1 protein-coding gene is annotated in these 1,628 nt (G+C 60.2%); it reads left to right on the forward strand.

From position 1 onward, the window contains the following. Positions 1-156: 156 nt before the first annotated feature. Positions 157-1,628 (forward strand): hypothetical protein (locus WA989_RS09600; protein ID WP_424340279.1); only part of this gene is annotated, 1,472 nt, incomplete at its 3' end.

Consider the following 1,628-nt stretch of genomic DNA (forward strand, 5'->3'; position numbering starts at 1 on the left):
ATGCATTTCCTCATATGACCGTCGCGCTTCACCGGGACCGATCGGCAGGATCGGGCTGGATGGCCGCCCTTGACGCATTGCTCAGCTCACTCGGGGTCCGGGGCAGGCTCGACCTCGCGCCATTTGCTCAGCTCACTCGGGGTCCGGGGGCGCGTCATGGTCGATAATGTCGATGAGTTCCGCCATTTGAGCGAGATCACGGAGAATGCCGACATGAAGCTGGTCGGCTGGGAAGCGCCCGGCCCGATGTCGCTGCGCTATGTGCAGACGGAAAAGAAGATCCGGGGGATGATTGGGCCGCTGGGGTCGGGGAAGACGACCACCATGCTCGTTGGCGAGGCCTTCTGCGCGATCCGCGCGCCCAAATGCGAGGACGGGGTCCGGCGTTACAGCTTCCTCTGCACGCGCGACAGCTACCGCCAATTGTACAAGACCGCGATCCCGTCCTGGCAGGATTATTTCCCGCCGACGGTCGGCGAATGGAATGGCGGGCAGGACCGGCCGGCGGAGCACCGGCTGAAATTCGTCGACAATTACGGGCCGGTCGAGCTTTACGCGCAGTTCGGTGCGATCCCTGACGGGTCGATCCGCGACTGGCTGGACGGGTTCCAGGTCACATCGATCATCTTGAATGCGGCGAATTCGCACCCGGAAGACGTGTTCAGCTTCGGAGTGCAGCGGATCAATCGCTGGCCGCCCAAACGCATGCTGATGAAGGGCTATGCCAATGAGGCTCATATGGGTTTCGATATGAACAAGACCGATGTCGATGAGTGGCCCTATGAGCAGTTTGTGCTGAACTTCGATCACGAGCTAATGGAGATCCTCGACTTCCCGTCGGGCCTCGATCCGGCCGCCGAGAACAGGCAGAACCTGCCGGACGATTATTATCAGAACATCATCCAGGCGCTGAAGACCAAGCCCTGGCTGGTCGACATCCTGATCCATAACAAATGGGGCGCGAGCCGGTCCGGCCTGCCAGTGTTTACCGATTATTCGGACGCCAAGCACCTGTCAGAGAAACCTCTTGAGGCGATACCGGGCCTGCCTCTCTGCATTGGGCTTGATGCGGGAACGTCGACAGGCGGTCGGCCTTCGGCCGTCATTTTTCAGGTGGTCGCACCCTTCCGGGTGCTCGGTCTGGATGAGCTTTATCTCGGCCGCTGTGGCCCGAACCGTTTCGGCGATGCGCTTCTGGCCAAACTTGACGAGCCGCACCTGCGGCCGGCGGCGAAAGAGATCGAGGCCTGGTGCGACCCTTCCGCATTCTATGGGCATGATGAGGAAAGCGACGAGGAGACCTGGATTGAGATCATCGAAGGCAAGCTCGGGATCGATATCGAGGAGCCTGAGAGTAACGAGCTTGAGGGCTTCCGCCTCGAGGCGATCCGCGTGCTGCTGACCAGCTATGAAGACGGCCAATGGATGTTCCTGCTATCGCCCCTTTGCAAGCTTCTGCGCAAGGGCTTCAACTCCGGCTATCGATACAAGATCACCGAGAAGCGTGACGGCGTTAAAGAGGATGCCAAGCCCGAGAAAAATGATTCATCGCACCCGATGGACGCGCTGCAGCATGGCGTTACCGGGAAGTTTGGCCGGTCGCTCATCGTCAATGTTGGCCGCTCCAG

The sequence above is a fragment of the Henriciella sp. genome, from assembly GCF_049649345.1.
GTDB lineage: Bacteria > Pseudomonadota > Alphaproteobacteria > Caulobacterales > Hyphomonadaceae > Henriciella.